The 16,970-nt window shown below is 50.2% G+C and carries 14 protein-coding genes; 7 read left to right on the top strand and 7 right to left on the bottom strand.

Going from position 1 to position 16,970, the window contains the following annotated elements; genetic code table 11:
* Positions 1-57 precede the first annotated feature (57 nt).
* From AB4Z33_RS14115 to AB4Z33_RS14105, 3 genes are all read right to left on the bottom strand, one after another.
* Entirely contained in the window at positions 58-1,791 is a 1,734-nt protein-coding gene (locus AB4Z33_RS14115) for an extracellular solute-binding protein (RefSeq protein ID WP_442050513.1), read from the bottom strand.
* Between the two features lie 125 nt (positions 1,792-1,916).
* Positions 1,917-2,795, bottom strand: coding sequence for a carbohydrate ABC transporter permease (locus tag AB4Z33_RS14110; RefSeq protein WP_442050512.1), 879 nt, complete (start codon positions 2,793-2,795; stop codon positions 1,917-1,919).
* 16 nt (positions 2,796-2,811) lie between these two features.
* Positions 2,812-3,666 (bottom strand): ABC transporter permease, encoded by an 855-nt coding sequence (locus AB4Z33_RS14105; protein WP_337099833.1) that lies wholly within the window; start codon positions 3,664-3,666, stop codon positions 2,812-2,814.
* Positions 3,667-3,934: 268 nt separating this feature from the next.
* Between AB4Z33_RS14105 and AB4Z33_RS14100 the strand changes: the two genes are divergently transcribed.
* Positions 3,935-5,659, top strand: coding sequence for a sensor histidine kinase (locus tag AB4Z33_RS14100; protein WP_442050511.1), 1,725 nt, complete (start codon positions 3,935-3,937; stop codon positions 5,657-5,659).
* Between the two features lie 42 nt (positions 5,660-5,701).
* On the top strand, positions 5,702-7,330 hold the full coding sequence (locus tag AB4Z33_RS14095) for a response regulator transcription factor (RefSeq protein WP_442050510.1): 1,629 nt from the start codon (positions 5,702-5,704) through the stop codon (positions 7,328-7,330).
* Between the two features lie 7 nt (positions 7,331-7,337).
* Here the strand turns inward: AB4Z33_RS14095 and AB4Z33_RS14090 are convergent, their stop codons facing one another.
* Together AB4Z33_RS14090 and AB4Z33_RS14085 are read right to left on the bottom strand one after the other, a co-directional pair.
* Positions 7,338-8,342 carry an MBL fold metallo-hydrolase gene (locus AB4Z33_RS14090; protein WP_442050509.1) on the bottom strand — a complete coding sequence of 335 codons (1,005 nt, stop codon included), beginning with the start codon at positions 8,340-8,342 and terminating at the stop codon, positions 7,338-7,340.
* Positions 8,342-9,097 carry a class I SAM-dependent methyltransferase gene (locus tag AB4Z33_RS14085; RefSeq protein ID WP_442050508.1) on the bottom strand — a complete coding sequence of 252 codons (756 nt, stop codon included), beginning with the start codon at positions 9,095-9,097 and terminating at the stop codon, positions 8,342-8,344. Before AB4Z33_RS14085 ends, AB4Z33_RS14090 begins: the two co-directional genes overlap by 1 nt.
* Positions 9,098-9,275: 178 nt before the next feature.
* Between AB4Z33_RS14085 and AB4Z33_RS14080 the strand changes: the two genes are divergently transcribed.
* Genes AB4Z33_RS14080 through AB4Z33_RS14070 form a run of 3 tightly spaced genes read left to right on the top strand, consistent with a single transcriptional unit; the run spans position 9,276 to position 12,801 of the window.
* Positions 9,276-10,607, top strand: a complete 1,332-nt coding sequence (locus tag AB4Z33_RS14080; protein WP_442050507.1) for a spore germination protein — start codon at positions 9,276-9,278, stop codon at positions 10,605-10,607.
* Positions 10,604-11,704 carry a GerAB/ArcD/ProY family transporter gene (locus tag AB4Z33_RS14075; protein ID WP_442050506.1) on the top strand — a complete coding sequence of 367 codons (1,101 nt, stop codon included), beginning with the start codon at positions 10,604-10,606 and terminating at the stop codon, positions 11,702-11,704. Before AB4Z33_RS14080 ends, AB4Z33_RS14075 begins: the two co-directional genes overlap by 4 nt.
* Entirely contained in the window at positions 11,701-12,801 is a 1,101-nt protein-coding gene (locus AB4Z33_RS14070; protein ID WP_442050505.1) for a Ger(x)C family spore germination protein, read from the top strand. The genes AB4Z33_RS14075 and AB4Z33_RS14070 overlap by 4 nt, the downstream gene beginning before the upstream one ends.
* 75 nt (positions 12,802-12,876) lie before the next feature.
* Here AB4Z33_RS14070 and fni read toward each other — a convergent pair whose 3' ends face one another.
* On the bottom strand, positions 12,877-13,932 hold the full coding sequence (gene fni / locus AB4Z33_RS14065; RefSeq protein ID WP_442050504.1) for a type 2 isopentenyl-diphosphate Delta-isomerase: 1,056 nt from the start codon (positions 13,930-13,932) through the stop codon (positions 12,877-12,879).
* A 287-nt stretch (positions 13,933-14,219) separates the two neighbouring features.
* On the opposite strand from fni, the gene nagB reads away from it, so the two are divergent.
* Complete coding sequence (gene nagB / locus AB4Z33_RS14060) at positions 14,220-14,945, top strand: glucosamine-6-phosphate deaminase (protein ID WP_442050503.1); 726 nt, start codon at positions 14,220-14,222, stop codon at positions 14,943-14,945.
* On the top strand, positions 14,946-16,133 hold the full coding sequence (nagA, locus tag AB4Z33_RS14055; protein ID WP_442050502.1) for an N-acetylglucosamine-6-phosphate deacetylase: 1,188 nt from the start codon (positions 14,946-14,948) through the stop codon (positions 16,131-16,133).
* Positions 16,134-16,187: 54 nt separating this feature from the next.
* Here nagA and AB4Z33_RS14050 read toward each other — a convergent pair whose 3' ends face one another.
* Positions 16,188-16,970, bottom strand: a complete 783-nt coding sequence (locus AB4Z33_RS14050) for a DeoR/GlpR family DNA-binding transcription regulator (protein WP_442050501.1) — start codon at positions 16,968-16,970, stop codon at positions 16,188-16,190.

The raw sequence follows: 16,970 nt of genomic DNA, 5'->3' as shown, positions 1-16,970 counted from the left end.
AGGTAACAGGCTGATGTGCGACGTTCATGCTCTAGGTGTAAGTTCTAGGAGGCAATATTACTTAACGCTGTTGTACCAGTCGTTAACTTCCTTCGTAATTTGCTCCCCGCCGGATTTCTTCCAGTTTTCAACCATTTCGTCGAACGAGTCGATTGGTTGTTGACCGTAAATGATTTTGCTGTACGTTTCGTTGAGCAGCTTGTTCAGAAGCTCATTTTTGCTTTGCATCGTTTCTGTCAATGGACCCATGTAGTAGTTTTTCTTACGAATCGATACTTGGTCCATAACTACTTTCATTGCGTCTGTATTTTCTTTCAGACGAGTATTGAATTCTTGTTTCTCGTAAGGCGTTACTGGCTCTGCGCCGCCTGCAAGCTTGACATGCGTGTCAGCATACAACGTAGGGATACGTGCGCCTTCATAAGTCAGCGTGTAGTAAAGCGGCGGTGCCGTTTGGTCTTTCAAGCCAGGGAACAGATCAGGGTATTTGGCAATATCCGCTGTGATCGATCCGTCTGGAAGAGTCGCATAGTCGTAACCTTCCGCGAAACCTTTCTCGAATTCGCTGCCCGGTTGCGGGTTAGCAAGGTTATCGAAGAACCAGTTGTAGTAGTGAAGAATCGCTTCCGGATTTTTCGAATCTTTGTTGATGAAGATGTAACCGTTAGCCGGCGGGTTGCCGCCTTGCGAACCGATCGTGCCGTCTGGACCAGCAGGTACGCCGTATGCTTTGTACGAAGCGCCTGGAACATTGTTTTTCAGATCAGGGAAAGGCCATGCCGGCAGCCAGTTAGGTCCAAAGATAATGCCCGCTTCGCCCTTCGTGAACAGCTCGGAACCTTTCGTTTCGTCGAACAATGCCGAGTCTTTCGAGATGTAGCCTTTGTTCATCCATTCATTCAGCTTGGAAAGCGCGTTTTTCGTTGCAGGGTTAACCGAACCGTGCTCCAGAGTGCCATCCGCAGTCAGATTCCATTGTCCTGGCACGGAACCGTAAGCGCCGAACACGAAGCCGATGTCCGTCATCCAGTTCGCGAAGCCGTTCTTGAAGCCAGTTGCCAGACCGATCGTATTTTTCTGTCCGTCGCCGTCTGGATCTTGGTTCGTGAATGCATCCATAACCGTTTCCAATTCAGCAATCGTCGTAGGCGCTTTCAGACCTAGCTTATCGAGCCAGTCTTGGCGAACCCACATAACATGGTCACCGTTGTATGCATAGTCGAGAATCGGCAATGCCATTTTCTCGCCATCACGGCTGATTGGCAGCCAGATCGTCGGATCGAGCTCAAGACCAGCTTTGTATGTTTCGTTCGCGTATTTGTCAACAAGATCGCCAACCGGCATGAATTGGTTGGAGTCGATCAGCATGTTGACCGTCTCAAGATCGCCGCGGTATACAACGACATCCGGCATTTTCTCTCCGGAAGAGAGCATTAGGCGAAGCTTTGTTTTGTAAGCGTCATTCGTGTTCGTTACAACCCAATCATACTTAATGTCAATGCCAAGACGTTCTTTGATAAGGCGTGTATGAACGTTATCTTCGATCGATTCGCCTTCTTTGAAGACCGAACCGTTTTGGTTAAGTCCCCAAACCGTCGACAGCGTAATAGGAGTCGTGTATTTACCGTCCTTAAAATTCTCCTCTGCTGCCGCTTCGGTTTCTTTCGGCGTGTTGCTTGCTTTACCGCCGTTCGTTCCCGTATTCGTATTGTTGCCGTTGTTGTTACCCGAGCATGCCGCAATCGCCAGCATAAAAGTAAGAATTAATAGTACAGACAACCACTTTTTCATTGCTCTACCCCCATAAGTAATATTATGTTATTTATAACGATATTTCATATCGCTATAATTTAACTATAATGCCATATTAATCACTACGAAAGACCATTATTTTGTTATCGATGCCATTTTCTCGCCTATTCTTTAACCGCTCCCAAAATGATGCCTTTCACGAAATAACGTTGTAAAAACGGATATACAAGTAGGATCGGGAGTGTCCCTATGAATATTTGGGCCGACTTTACCGTACGCTGAGAAATGTTTTTGAGCTCATTGATATCGGGATTAATTTTATTGAAATCTTGTTGTACAATTATCGTTTGCAAAAATGTTGATAACGGATATTTTCTATAATCTGTAATATACAACAAACCATCAAACCAAGAGTTCCAGTGCGTCACCATCGTGAACAACGAGATCGTCGCCAAGGCCGGCATGGAAATTGGAAGGAAGACACTCCATAGCGTCCGGAACTGGCCCGCGCCGTCGATCGTTGCCGCTTCTTCCAGCTCCTTCGGAACAGCACGGAAGAAGTTCATTAACAGTACCATATTGAATACATTGATCGCGCCTGGCAAAACGAGCGCCCAGATTGAATTCATCAGATCCAAGTTGCGGATCAGCATGTAGCCCGGTACGATACCGCCGCTGAACAGCATCGTGAACAAGAAGAACCACGTATAGATCGACCGGCTGCGGAAAACACGATTGTCCTTGGACAAGGAGTAGCCGGCAAGAATCATAAGGCTCATACCGACCACAGTACCCAGCACAGTACGCCATAAGCCGACCTTTAGCGCATTGAAGAAGTTCGCATTATTCAACGTCTTCGAGTAAGCGTCGAGATTGAATCCGATCGGCCAAAGCTTGACTAGATTCGCGTTCGCCGGCGAGCTTGCACTGAAGCTGACAGCGAGAATATGAATGAGCGGTATGACGCAAGTAATGCAGATAATCGCGAGCAGTACGTAATTGAWTACAGAAAACGTTTTGTAGCCTGCTGTTTTATGATACATGAAATCTCATCCTTTATTAGAAAATTCGATAACCAGCGAATTTGTATGCCATCCGGTAAGAGAATACGATCATGATTAAGCCGATAATCGATTTGAACAAGCCGACCGCTGTACCAAAGCTGTATTGACCGTTGAGGATAGCCGTGCGGTATACGAACGTATCGATGATGTCGCCTTTGTCGTAGACAAGCGCATTATAAAGGTTGAAGATTTGGTCGAATCCGCCGTTCAGGATGTTACCAAGCGACAGCGTGCCGACAACGACCGCAATCGGAATCATCGACGGGATCGTGATATGAATCGTTTGCTTCCAGCGCGTTGCGCCGTCGACTTCCGCTGCTTCGTACAAAGACGGGTTAACGCCGGACAGCGCGGCCAGGAAGACGATCGTGTTGAAGCCGAAGTTTTGCCAAATATCGCTGACAACGACCGTAAAGCGGAACCAGTCCCCGTCGCCAAGCCAGAATACGTTAGACAAGCCGATCGCATTCAGCGTCTGGTTGACGATACCTTTGTTGCCGAGCATATCGGTCAATATCGCACCGAGAATAACCCAAGAAATAAAGTGAGGCAGATAGACAAGCGTTTGTACAACGCGCTTGAACAGCATTTTGCGAACCTCGTTAAGCAATATTGCGAATGTGAACGGTACAATGAGACCGAATACGATTTTTAATCCTGAAATAATAAGCGTGTTCCATATAACCTGCTTACTGTCCGGATATTCGAACATAAACCTGAAGTGCTCCAGGCCAACGAATTTCGATCCGGAAATGCCGTCATACGGCTTAAAATCCTGAAATGCCATGATGAGACCGCTCATCGGCACGTAAGCGAAGATGAACGTTACGATAACTGCCGGCAGCAGCATCAGATGCAAGGGCCAAGTGAGTCTTATTTTCTCTCTACCTTTGTTCTCCCGCTTCTGCGGTTGTTTCTCTGCTTGCGGCAGCGGTTTGTTTAATGCGCTATCCACTCCTGTTGCCCCTTTCCAAACAAAAATTGATTTGTGTTTTATCAGCTCTCCTGTATGATTAATTTTATCAGCAGTATCTCCTGTGCTATAGACCACGTTCTTTGGAAGCATGCCACTTTGTTGACTTATCTATCGCTATTTAAACAAAAAAGTGAGGTTGACCATGCGTTTACGAGAAAATACGTTCACCAAAATCATGACGTTAATCGTTTTGCTCCTCATTCCGATAATCGTCTTGTATACGCTTTCGATTCGGACAAGCATCGAAGTTATTAAGGAAGAGATGAAGTCCTTGAAGCAGAAGGATGTCGCCTTCTTAGCCAGCGAGATTGATCGGAGTGTAACGACGCTTTCGTCGCTCGGTTTTTTGCTTAGCGAGGATATCCATATTCAACAGCTGCAAACTTTGCATTTGATCGAAAGCGCCTACGTGCGCAATGACGAGAAGCTGCGCATCATCGAGCGCCTTCGGCTGCTAAACGTATCCCAGCGCTGGGATACGCAATATTCGGTGCTAGCGCCCGCAAGCAAAGAGTTCGTATCAACCAACATATACCTTGGTTACGATCTGGATTACGTCAAGCAAATTTATGCGCCAAAATGGAAATATGAAGAAATGATTATTCAGAACATAAAACAGAAGCGGTTCGTACGCCATATTGTTAAACCGAACAATAAAGTAAACGACCTTGAGAACGCCGGCATCATCGTCGAAATCTCTTTTCCCGAGGAGCATCTCATTAAAGACCTCGATACGTTCAAGCTTGCAGGCAAAGGAGACCCCTTCCTCGTCCATAAGGACGGCGCGGTCATTCAGAATCGTAACGCGGACAAAGAGATGACCGATTCGATTCAAAGCTTTCTCCCTAGCATCACATCGGATACTGCCGCCAACAGCATCATAAAAGTACACGGGAACGACTTCCTAGTGACGACCGCGCATATAGAAACGCTAGACTGGTATCTTGTCGATTATGTGCCGCTAGCCGACATTCTCAAGCCGATCGTCAAAAGCCAGAACCTGTTCTATGGATCTGTGGGTCTGCTCCTTGTCATGAGCCTGTTGGCCGGATACTTGCTCTATCGGAACGTTCAGCGGCCGATCGGCCTGCTCATCCGCAGCGTGAAGCGGCTGCAGGACGGCAACTATTCGACGAGGATTACAGCAAATCCAAAAAATGAATTTACGTACCTATTCCATCGGTTCAACGACATGGCAGCTAATACGGAGCAATTGATTCAGAAGCTGTATGCGGAAGAAATACGAACCCGCGAAGCCAATGTGAAGCAGTTGCAGTCGCAAATCAACCCGCATTTCCTGTATAATTGCTTCGCGCTTATACGCAGCTTGGCAAGACTGGACAAGAAAGAGTCGGTTATGAAGCTAGCGATGCATCTGTCCAAATATTATCGTTATACGACGAGGGTAGAGAAGCAAACCGCTACTATTAAAGAAGAGCTTGATCTGATCGAGAGCTACTTGGAAATTCAGCAATTCCATATTCAGCATTTGTCCTATGAGATTCACGTACCGGAAACGATGCATCATCTAGAAATTCCTAGACTGCTGCTTCAACCGCTTGCCGAGAACGCGGTCCTTCACGGCATTGAACGTTTCGAAGGCGATGGCATTATTACGATTACCGGAGAGAGCAATGATCGTTACTATACGATCACCATTGCGGATAACGGCATAGGCGTTACCGAGGATGGGATGAGGAAGCTGGAGATGAGCGTAATGAATCCGCCGAACGATAGTACCGGATGTGCGCTATGGAATATCCGACAACGGATGATATACCAATTCGGCGCCGAGGCATCGCTGACTTTCCGCGTCCAGCCTGAAGGCGGACTTGCCGTATCGATCACTTGGCCGCATAACAGTTAGACGATCAGACACATACTTCACCATTGGAGGTGCATCACAGCCTTGTATCAATTGTTAATTGTTGACGACCAGCCCGATCTGGTTGAAGATCTGGCCCATAACTTGCCGTGGAGCACGGTAGGCATCGATAACGTGCATCAAGCCTATTCGGGGCAAGACGCCATTGCCATCATGAACGAAACGCCGATTGACATCGTCATTACCGACATTCATATGCCCGGTCTATCGGGGCTTGAACTCATCGAACAGATTCGCGGCACTTGGACCAATGTAAGATGTATTCTGCTTACTGGCTACAACGACTTCGAATACGCCAAGCGGGCGCTGCAGCAGCAAGCGACCGATTATTTGCTTAAGCCAGCGGAGGATGAGGAGCTGCTTGAAGCGGTGAAGAAAGCGGTCACCGAGCTGGAGCAGCATTGGAGCGCGGTAACCTCGCAGCATAAGTCGCTGACCTCAATGAAAGAAAATTTGCCCGTTTTGCGGAAGCATCTGCTCGCTTCGCTGCTGCATGGCAAAACCTTTGCCGCATCCGAAGAGCTGCAGCAGAAGCTCGACATGTTCCAACTGCCTCATACGGCAGGCTCGCCGTTTTGCATTATGCTGCTGCGCATGGAGGACTACTTCGATGAGCAGTCAGAGCGGGATAATTCCTTGCTCGAGTTCGCCGTATGCAACATCGCCGAAGAAATATTCGCCGACGAGTATACATTGTGGCACTTGAAGGATGATCACGGTTATCTCGTCTTCCTGATTGTGCGCAAAACGAGCAGCAAGACGATCGACACCGCGGGCGAGCAGCTTAACCTGCAGCAGGTCGAATCTAAGGTCGCTCAGCTTCAGCATTATGTGAGCCTTTATTTGAAAGGGACAATCTCGCTCGTGCTGAGCAAGCAAGCCTTGTTCCCCGATGAAGTCAGAGATACGTACGAGCGTTGTCTCTACAGCTTCAGACAGCGGATTGGTAGCGACCGCGGCTTTATGTTCTCGCTTGCGGATGAAAGCGACCAAGGCGAAGCCAATTCGCTGACGCAAATTTACAATCCGCCGCTTCTCCATCATTTGCTCGAGGCGGGACAATGGGACGCTATTACCGACAAGCTGAACGGCGCTTTTGAGGAATTGGAGCATAAATGGGGCGATTCACATGAGCACATCTTGGAGACTTATTTCAATATCGCAAGTTCGCTCAGCTTTTCGATTCATAAAAACAAGCTGTGGATGGCCGACATTATGAAGGACAACTTCAACCAACTGCTCGGCGGACCGCATTTCCATACGATTAAGCAGCTTCGGGCATGGACCGAGGATGTGTTAGGCGCTTACCGGAGCCAGATGAGTTCGAAAAATCGGGACTCACGTTCCGGCATCGTCCAGAAGGTTCAGGAATACGTCTCGAATCACCTCGAGGACGCTTCTCTCCAGACGATTGCGGCGAATGTCTATCTGAATCCATCGTACCTGTCAAAGGTGTACAAGCTTGAGACCGGGGAAGGGATTAGCGATTACTTATCGAGGCTGAAGATGGAAAAGGCGGCTCATCTGCTTCGCTCCTCCAACGAGAAGATCTACGAGATCGCCGCCAAAATCGGTTATTTGAAAACAAGCTATTTCATCAAAGTATTCAAGGATCGTTACGGCATTACGCCGCAAGAATTCCGCGACAGATAATCATATATTATTGCGAGGGAGTTACGGTATAGTATACGCCGCTGGTACAGCTGTTCGCGGGACTATGAGTAGCCCGTCCCTGATGAACAAGCTCGTACAAATGGGCAAGCGTCTCAGCCATCGCAAATCGCAGATTATGCGGATTGTCTCGCAGTCTGCTGCCGAATAGAGCCTCGCACATGTCGAAAGCTGTGCGGGGCTCTTCTGCGAGCATCTCGGCCATCCGCTCGAGTCGGCGTCCATGATGGGAGATGAGCTCCTCTATTCGTCCGGAGAAATCGCCGAATGGATCGCGATGTCCGGGATATGCCATCTCCACCTCATAGCCGGCAAGCTCCTTCAGACTTGTAAGAAATAAATTAAGAGGCTTCTCATCCTCGCCAGGCACGACGCTCACATTAGGGGTAATATGCGGCAATACTTGATCGCCGCATATCATCCATTTGCGCTCCGGTTGATAGAAGCATAACTGACCGGATGCATGTCCAGGAGCGTCTATGAGCAGCCAGTCCAGGCCGCCTAATGCAATCGTGCTGCCTGCTTCTATATAAGCGACTTGCGGCTGCGGCGATACCATCTTCACGAAGCTGGACAGATTATGTCCAATCGCGTCTATCAACTCCGCCGGCATGCCGTGCTCGGCGAACAGCGACTGGAGCTCCTCTGCGAACCGGCTGTCCTCTCCCCATAACCGCTGCGCATAGGCATGCGACTTCCTCGACATATAGACCGGCGCGCCGCTTTTCTCCTGCACGTAACCGGCGAGGCCGTAGTGATCAGGATGCTGATGCGTTAATAAAATGCGCGTAACATCCGTCCATTTGAGCTCATGCACCGTCAGCGCGGCCTCCCAAGCTGCTATCGCCTCATCTGTCCGCAATCCTGGATCGATCAACGTATAACCGTCTTCCTCCGGTATGACATAGCTATTGACCCACCTCAATGAAAATGGCAGCGGCACCTTCACCTGCAGCCACCCATTCTCAAGTTGCAATGTATGTAATTCCCCCATTATATCGCCCTTCCTATCATGACTAATCGATTAGAATCGGCCTCCCGATAGGGAATACCGTCATAATTGCCATATACACCTATCAGATCTAAACCCGAGCTTGCGAAGTGTTCCCTGAACCAATCCAGCTCATAGAGCCGAACACGCTCCACATACTGCCGCTTCGCGTCCTTGCCGTCCTTGACATCTAACTCCGTTATCGTGATTTCCTTCTTCACCCATTCGCCGTCAATCCTCCGCACCTCCTCGATCCGAACGCCCTCTTCCTCATCCTCCCTTACGGAATGAGGAACGAGATGCTCCGCGACGTAGGTTGGATTCAAGAAATCGATGAGGCAAAGCCCTCCTGGACGAAGCACGCGCCTAATATTGCGCAGCACGCCAATATTATCCGACTCTCGCGCAAAATAACCAAAGGAAGTAAACAAATTGACGGTCGCATCGAAGCTTCCATCCTCGAAAGGCAGCTCGCGCATATCCCCGTGTATCCACTCGACTTCTCCATTCGCATCATGCTGCCTTGCTTCCTCCAACAGATCGTCCGATAAATCAACGCCCGTAACCGCGAAGCCAAGATCTGACAACGCAACGGAATGCCTCCCCATTCCGCAGCCGATATCGAGCACTTTGGCCCCTTGGCGCAAACCAAGCAAGCGAATCATTCGCTCGATTTCCTTCCTAGCGGCCTCCATGTCTCGATGCTTATAGACGAGCATATAATCGTTGCCGAAGCTTGTCTCATACCAAGGTTTCATTCACTCTTACTCCTTCATTATCGCCTGCTGCTATACGCGGATCGTCATGATTACTCATTGTACTTGAATTCTTTACTCCTCGCAAAACAATGCATCGGGCAGCCATATAGCATAATATACGTCCCCTTGCACAAACTATGGTAGCTTATCCAAATTGCGAAAGGGGAGGTAATCTGTAATGAACGAACGCATAAGACTGATGTTCGCGGAAGCGGTCGACATGAAGCTCGAGGAGCTGAGCAATGGCGATATGACCATTCAGGTCGCCTACCTCGCTCCGATGTGCGAAGAGAAAATGATCAGCGATTACATATTCATTCCGTTCGCTAAGCAGGAAAAGCCTTTTCGCGAACTGCTTCATACGATTGCCGAATATAAGGTTGTTGACGACGTAGCCAAATGGCGTAGTCTGCTGCTGCGCGGCAATGTGCTTATCGAGGCGGACGGTACCGTCTATTCGTTATACACCGCTCGGATCATCTGCAACGAAAGCCCGCAGACGCAGGTAGAGAGCGCCATACAAGGCCCGCAGCTTGCCTTAAGCGAAGACTTAAGCAAGTCGTTGAACCTCATTCGGAGCATGTATCAATCGGCTGATTTATCCGTAGAGGAGCATACGATCGGCTATGTATCCCAAACACCCATCATGATCGTATTCGACCAACGGCGCGTTGACCCTTCCGTTCTGGACAGCGTTCGCGACAAAATCACGACCCTTCACGTGGAGATGGTTAATGCGGCGGGCGAGCTTGAGAAGCTGCTTATCGGCAAGCGCAAGCATTTGTTTCCGACGGTGCTCATAACGGAACGTCCCGATCGGATTACGAAAGCGATCGCCAAAGGCAAAGTCATCCTATTAATGAAAAGCAGCATGTTCGCTCTTATATTGCCTGCCACTTTTTTCGACTTCATGCATGCGGTCGAGGATAATTACGAGGCATTCTGGATGACGAGATTTCTCATTTTCCTGCGGTACACATCTATTTTGCTTACAATCACGCTGCCTGCCCTCTATATTTCCGTCGTCTCCTACAATCCGGAGCTGTTCCGCGTCCAGCTTGCGTTCTCGATCGCCGGTAGCCGTTCGGCCGTTCCTTATCCTTCCTTCATCGAAGTATTCATCATGCTGTTCATGATTGAGACGCTCATTGAAGCGAGCATACGGTTGCCGAGGTATATCGGCTCGACAGCGACGACCGTCGGCGGCCTCATCCTAGGACAAGCTGCGCAGCAAGCCGGCCTTGTCAKCAGCATTATGATTATCGTTACTTCGGTTGTAGCGATAGCGAACTTTGTCGTTCCGGTCAGCTCCTTATCGTTCGCGATTCGATTCTTGAAATATCCGTTAATCGTTATCGCGATTTTCTTCGGCATATCAGGAGTTGCGGTCGGTATGTTCGTCTACATGACGTACTTATGCAATCTGCGCAGCTTCGGCAAGCCGTACTTCCGCGTATTCGGCAAACTCCAGCCGACAGAAGGCGATATCGGGCAGGTGAAGCACAAGTGAACCGTTACTTTTTCTACAACTTTATACTCGTAAGCTTCATTAATCTCATGCTTTATGTCCCGCATATCCTTATTTCTGATCGTTATAAAGGCGCCGTCATGTCGCTTATTATCGGCGCAGTGATTGGGACGATCCTTCTGTATATGTACACGAGCACCCTGGCAAGGTATCCCGGCAAAGGATTGCCCGAAATATTGAAGCTGCATCTGCCGAGATGGATCGCTAATACGCTTATGATCTTCTTAGCGCTGCTGTGGCTCTATGCGACAACGATCGCAATCATCGCCTTTGCTATTATGATCAACCGTTTTTTCAATCCCGACGTGCATGTCGCTCTTATATTGGGCATGCTCGTTCTCGCTTGCGGGTATGCGGCCACCCGTTCTACGATGACCGTAATGCTCGTCATCGAGATTGGCTTGATTGTGAATGCGCCGATCATTTTTTTTGTTTTGTTCAAAGCCGGCAGCAACCCTCACTTGAACTGGGATGCGATACGTATTATAGCCAACTACGTAACGAAAACGCCGACGCTGCAGTCCGTTGCGGCTGCGTCTTATATTTTCACCGGATACATTAGCATGTCGCTGTTCAACCGATTAATGCCGTCCAACTTCCGCTTCCGGCACCGCTGGATATTTCCGCTTGTCGGTTTTTTGATCATGCTTACTACTTTTTTTGTCCCGATCGGCATTCACGGCAYGGAGACCGTTGGTCATTACAWTTACATTTGGAGTATTACAGCCGACGCGCTCCTCATGCAATACGGTTTCATCGAGCGTGTATTGTTTCTGTTCCTCATCGTATATTTGAACCTTACGCTCATCTTTACAATGTCCGGCTGGCATCAGGCAATGGAATTTGTAAAAAGCACGATGTCGAGACATAAGCCCGAGGTGGACAGCATGCAAGCGCCGACCGCCAATTATGTTATCGTCGGCATATTCATCGCCCTCACATTCGTCTACATGTTCATGACGAACGAGAAGATGAACATGGTCATTTCCACGTATTGGCTTATTTTCCGATTGTTCGTCGAAATCCCTCTTGTCATCGGGCTGTTTATGATTAGTCGAAGGAGGCCGAGATCCGCATGAGAAACATGATTCAATGCGTCATTTTGCTCGTGCTTCTCTGCTTCACGGGAGGTTGCGGCTTCAAAGATATCGATAAACGTTTCTTTGTAGTAGCGACGGGCATCGATAGATCCGATAACGAGCTGAAACCCTATCGCATTACCCTCCAGCTTGCCGTTCCGTCACCCAAGATCGAACCTGGCGCATCCAAAGTGCAATTGGAAACGATCGAGGCCAGCAGCATAGCTGAAGGGGTTCGAATGCTGAAGTCCTATGTTGACAAGGAACTCGATTTTGGCCATTGCAAAATTTTTCTGCTTGGGGAGAAGCAAGCCCGAACCGACTATACGGGCCTCTTGCAGTGGATGCGGCGCAGAAGGGACATTCAGAGCGTGGCCGACATTGCCGTGGCTAAGCCCGATGCGAAATCGCTGCTCGGCATATCACCTGTATCCGAGCGCTATCCGGGCAATACTCTCTTCCTAAGCTTCGGAGCTGACGGGACCGATTCGCCATTCTCGTACGTCCAGCCGCTGTCCGAATTCTCGAAGCGGGCTTTCGAGAAGGGATTGGACCCGCTGCTACCGATTATCGTTTCCGATTCCAAAAAAAGTTACATTATCAACCGAACAGCTCTACTCGATAAAAACAAAATAAGCGCGTTGCTATCGCCCGAAGAAACGCAGTTATTCAATCAGCTTGACCAAAGCTTTATCAAATCGTCGATTCACGGGACCTACGAAGGCATTCAGATCGTTGGTGCAGTGAGCGATATTCGTTCCAAGTACCAAATGAAAAGCGAAGACGATAAGGTCGTCATTACGTTCAACGTCAAATTAAGCATTGTGCTCGAGGATGCTCCAGAGAACTTGTATCAGCATGAATGGCAAACAATTGAGAATAAGCTGAGCAAAGACTTCTCACAGCAATCGGAAGCGCTCCTTCTAAAAATTCAGCGCGCCGGCGTCGATCCGTTCGGCTTCGGTCTTCGGTATCGAGCGAACCATCATACCAACAATCCAAATGAGGCATACGAGAAATGGCTGTCCCTTTATCCCGGCGTCGAATTCAAAGTCGATACGAAAATAAATATTGAAGGCACGGGGTTAATTCAATAAAGCACGGCTAAATAGCAACGAGTGAAGTCGTTACTACCTAGCCGTGCTTTATTCTTGATTACGCTTATTTGTGTATTAAATAGCAATAAGTCGATTCGTATTACGAAGCTCCTCAATCGTACCGGCTCCAATACCGAACATAGCGGTGCGGAGCTCGAATTCAATCCGTTCGAACTGCTCCAGCAGTTCCCGTACCGATACTTCGCTGTTGCCGCCGGCTGCCTTCGGAAGCAGCACCCGGCCGAAGCCTGCCATATTTGCGCCAAGCGCAAGCGACTTAGCCGCATCAACGCCATGCTGCAAGCCGCCGCTTGCGACAAGCTTCATAGAAGGCAAAGCGCTGCGGATCTCAGCAATACTGAGCGCCGTAGGAATTCCCCAATCGGCGAAAGCTTCAGCCGCTTCGCGCCGCATCATGTCCTTCGAGCGGAACTTCTCCACCTGACTCCATGACGTGCCCCCTGCGCCTGCGGCATCAATGAATGCAACGCCGACGCCTGCAAGCGCGGACGCTGTCTCTCCGTCGATGCCCCAACCAACCTCTTTAATTCCAACAGGTACGGAGACCGACCGGCACACTTGCTCGATTCGGGCGTACAAGTGACTAAAGTCCGTATCACCCTCCGGCTGGAACACCTCCTGCATACTGTTCAGATGCAGGACGAGCGCATCAGCCTCCGATAGATCAACCGCCCGTTGGCACGCTTCCGGTCCGAATCCGTAATTAAGCTGCACCGCGCCAATATTGGCGATAACCGGTACAGTAGGCGCTTCCTTACGGATCTTGAATGAGGCCGCAAGCTCCTCTTGCTCGATCGCCGCCCGCATCGACCCTAGACCAATGGCCCAGCCTCGCTCTTCCGCCGCAATCGCAAGACGGCGATTAATCGCTCCCGCTTCATCCGTGCCGCCGGTCATGGAGCTGACGAGCAAAGGTGCTCCGAGCTTCTTGCCGAACCACTCTGTCTCGAGGCTAATGCTTCGGAATGACAGCTCCGGCATCGCGTTATGCTTGAAGCGCAGACGCTCGAAGCCTGTCTCGATACCGACACCGTTCACCTTCTCCTGCAAGCATATTCGTATATGCTCACCTTTCCGCCTTGCTGTTGCCTCCTGCTGCTCCACCGCCATACGACTTTCCTCCCACGCCATAACTTCATCTATGCAAGCTATTGCCCCCCGCTAAGAGCGAGCAGCCCTCTTCGCCAATTAGACATATAGAACTAGCATAGCATACATTTTCGTTTCGCGCTTCCGCATCGGGATATTTGGCGGACATGCGTTGGTTTATTATTTATATGATCTTTACAATCATTATTTTGACTTTTTTAATCATAATTTTGTTGTTTATCCGTCGAAAATGTTTTACACTTAAAATAGCAAATACGCTCAACCCCTATTTTAAAGGAGGCTACGTGATGGAAATCATTCAATTCGATACGCAGCAGGAGCTGGACTCTTATGCAGCGCGATATATTACGAACCTGGTTAAAGAAAAGCCGCAAGCTGTGCTGGGACTGGCCACAGGATCGACACCGATCGGAATTTATGACAAAATAGTACAAATACACAATGATGAGCGCGTCAGCTTCAAGCAGGTGACGACGTATAACCTCGACGAATATGTCGGTCTGCAACCGCAGAACGATCAAAGCTACGCCTACTATATGAACAGTCATCTGTTCTCCCGCATCGATATTGTTGCTGAGCAGACGCATCTGCCGAACGGCATGGCCGACGACGTTGAAGCCGAGTGCATCCAATATGACAAGATGCTGGCGGAACAACCCGTCGATGTACAACTGCTCGGCCTTGGACATAATGGACATATCGGCTTCAACGAGCCCGATCAAAACCTCTCCGGCGGCACTCATGTCGTGAAGCTGAAGCAGGAAACTCGCGAGGCGAATGCCCGGTTCTTCGATTCCATGAACGATGTGCCTGAATATGCGGTGACGATGGGCGTAGGCTCGATTCTGAAAGCCAATACGATTATTTTGGCTGTTCGCGGTGCAGACAAGGCGCAGATCGTCAAGGATGCGTTGACCGGACCTATTACGACTAGCGTACCCGCCTCCCTGCTTCAGACACATCCGCGCGTCATTGTTCTCCTCGACCGAGAGGCAGGAAGGATGTTGAACTAAATGAAAGAACACGATGATACAAAACGCTTCACTATACGCAATGTCCGTATCGTCTTAGAGGATAGCGTTGAGGCAGGCAGCATCGTTATCGCTGACGGCCTTATTGAAAGTATTGCAATTGGAAGCAATGCTGAAGCGGTCAATGGCAGTGCTGTCATTGACGGCGAAGGCGGTTACGTGCTGCCGGGCTTCATCGACATGCATGTTCACGGCGGCTTCGGCGCCGACTTCATGGACGCCAGTCGTGACAGCTATGACAAAATCACCGGTTTCCACGCCGCGAACRGCACAACGACAATGCTGGCCACGACGATGACGGCTTCTAAGTCATCCATCGACGCCGTTCTTGAAGCTGTAGCTGCATACCGATCGTCTGAAATGCCATATGCAGCCTTGCACGGCGTTCATCTGGAAGGGCCGTTCATTAGCGAGAAGTGGCCGGGCGCGCAGAACCCTGCCCATATTCGCACGCCGCAGCTTAGTTGGCTGCAAGAGTGGGCGGAGCGTTGGCCTGCCCTCATTAGCCAACTAACGCTAGCTCCGGAGAAAGAAGGCTCCGTAGAGACGATTGCATGGACGTCGCAGAACGGCATCGTAACCGCATGCGGCCATACGGATGCGCTGTATACGGAGATCGAAGCTGCGGCTAATGCCGGCTTGTCCCAAGCGGTGCATACGTATAACGCGATGCGGGGTCTTCACCACCGCGAGCCGGGCACGCTGGGCGCCGTATTAACCGACGACCGGATCCATGCCGAGCTTATTGCCGACGGTCATCATGTGCATCCCGTTGCCATTCGCTTGCTTGTCGCGGCAAAACCCGAGGATAAAGTCATTCTAATCACCGATGCCATGTCGGCAGCCGGTATGCCTGACGGCCAGTACGAGCTCGGCGAGCTGCCTGTCGTCGTAAAGGACGGCGTCGCCCGCCTTGCAGAAGGCGGCGCGCTCGCAGGCAGCAGCCTGACGATGATCGGCGCGATCCGCTTCATGCTCGCGAATACGAGCCTGACGCTACCGCAGATCAGCGTCATGGCGAGCGGTAACGCCGCAAGACAGCTTCGCATCGACGATCGTACAGGCTCGATTGCAATCGGCAAGCAAGCCGACCTCGTACTGACAGACGCCGAGCTGAACGTGCGCCAGACGTGGGTGCAGGGAAGATCGGTTTTCGCAAGTAACGAGTAACATAATAAACAGCCCGATAAGATCATTAGATCTTATCGGGCTGTTTTTACTAGATTAACCGGTCACATATACCGCTATACGCTGTTCTTCCAGCAGCTTTGCCAATTCGCCCTCGAGCGGAACGTCGGTGATGACGCCGCCAAGATCAGCAATGGGCGCAATGGAGAACAAGGATGTTCGATCCGTCTTCGTATGGTCGAATACCGCATAAGTAGAATGGGATCGTTTGATGAGTGCTTTGGCAATTTGGGCTTCCTGCTCGGAATACGTCGTAATGCCGCCAGCTGCCGAGATGCCATCGATGCCGATGAACATTTTGCCAATATGTAAATGTCCGACCATGCCTTCGCCAAGCGGTCCGCACAGCTCGAAGCTATTATGACGCATGATCCCTCCGGTCACAACGACTTGAATCGGGCTCCCAGCCAGTTCCATCGCGATATTGACCGCGTTCGTAACGACCGTTATGCCCTTCCGTGACTTGAGCAGCTTAGCCATAAGGAAGTTCGTCGTACCGCCGGAGAGGCCGATCACGTCTCCTTCGACGATAAGCGAGGTAGCCAGCTCGGCAATCCGTTCCTTCTCTAGAATCGATAAGCCCTCTTTCTCGGCAAAAGGAAGCTCTCGAACGGTGTGCATGCCGTCATACATGGCACCGCCAATCGTGCGAATCACCGGATAGTCGCCTTCCATCTGCTCCAGATCGCGCCTAGCAGTCGCTTCCGAGACACCAAACCGCTCTACGAGCTCTTGAATCGTGATCCTTCCCTGCTGCTTAAGATGCTGCAGGATCGCATCGCGCCGGCGCTGTCCTTTGGAGCCGCTCGTATCCGCCAT

It is taken from the genome of Paenibacillus sp. 2TAB19 (genome assembly GCF_052115185.1).
Taxonomy (GTDB): Bacteria; Bacillota; Bacilli; order Paenibacillales; family Paenibacillaceae; genus Pristimantibacillus.
The sequence above is the reverse complement of the archived record's forward strand: the minus strand, read 5'-3'. Positions and strand labels throughout refer to the sequence as shown.

Bases quoted from the DNA above. Each gene is read 5' to 3' on its own strand.
- AB4Z33_RS14100 (WP_442050511.1), top strand. From the start codon at position 3,935: ATGCGTTTACGAGAAAATACGTTCACCAAAATCATGACGTTAATCGTT.
- AB4Z33_RS14105 (WP_337099833.1), bottom strand. From the start codon at position 3,666: ATGCTGCTGCCGGCAGTTATCGTAACGTTCATCTTCGCTTACGTGCCG.
- fni (WP_442050504.1), bottom strand. From the start codon at position 13,932: ATGGCGGTGGAGCAGCAGGAGGCAACAGCAAGGCGGAAAGGTGAGCAT.
- nagB (WP_442050503.1), top strand. From the start codon at position 14,220: ATGGAAATCATTCAATTCGATACGCAGCAGGAGCTGGACTCTTATGCA.
- AB4Z33_RS14085 (WP_442050508.1), bottom strand. From the start codon at position 9,097: ATGAAACCTTGGTATGAGACAAGCTTCGGCAACGATTATATGCTCGTC.
- AB4Z33_RS14090 (WP_442050509.1), bottom strand. From the start codon at position 8,342: ATGGGGGAATTACATACATTGCAACTTGAGAATGGGTGGCTGCAGGTG.
- AB4Z33_RS14050 (WP_442050501.1), bottom strand. From the start codon at position 16,970: ATGGCGGATACGAGCGGCTCCAAAGGACAGCGCCGGCGCGATGCGATC.
- AB4Z33_RS14070 (WP_442050505.1), top strand. From the start codon at position 11,701: ATGAGAAACATGATTCAATGCGTCATTTTGCTCGTGCTTCTCTGCTTC.
- AB4Z33_RS14115 (WP_442050513.1), bottom strand. From the start codon at position 1,791: ATGAAAAAGTGGTTGTCTGTACTATTAATTCTTACTTTTATGCTGGCG.